This is a genomic window from Streptomyces doebereineriae (assembly GCF_031845645.1).
Classification (GTDB): domain Bacteria; phylum Actinomycetota; class Actinomycetes; order Streptomycetales; family Streptomycetaceae; genus Streptomyces; species Streptomyces canus.
This window is the reverse complement of the sequence record NZ_JAVREZ010000544.1, coordinates 1-399: the sequence shown is the minus strand read 5'-3', so window position 1 is coordinate 399 and position 399 is coordinate 1. Positions and strand designations below refer to the sequence as shown.

Sequence of the window (399 nt, the reverse complement as noted above, 5' to 3'; positions counted from 1 at the left end):
GTACGGGATTGGGTGAATACCGCAACATCGGCGTACCGCCGTCTGGTGCCCGACTTGGTGAACCGACACTGGAAGACGGGTATCTCCTGCTTCACGACGCGGTTCCCTGAAACGAGGCGTCGGTGTCATGAGCCAGCTCCGTGAAGAAGCCGTTTCCTCCAGCGACGAAGCTGCGGGCCAGACGTTCGGGCTGGCTGGCTGGCGGGTGGTGTTCCCCCTCGCGGTTGTCGAAAGCCGTCGGCTGCTGCTGCATCCGGCTGTCCTGATCACGTTAGCCGCGTACGCGGCTCTGTGGATCTACTCCACGGTGAGTGGTGCGGACCGCTTTCCGGTGTTGCACGATGAGTCCCGGTATACCCAGGCGCCCGCGCTGCTGGTGGCCGCCGGTACATTCCTGGC

The 399-nt window shown here is 64.2% G+C and carries 2 pseudogenes; both read left to right on the top strand.

From position 1 onward, the window contains the following. A pseudogene (locus RNB18_RS54455) lies at positions 1 to 110 on the top strand (ABC transporter ATP-binding protein); the annotation flags it as partial. Positions 111 to 127: 17 nt separating this feature from the next. Continuing rightward, positions 128 to 399, top strand: a pseudogene (locus RNB18_RS53175) (ABC transporter permease); the annotation flags it as partial.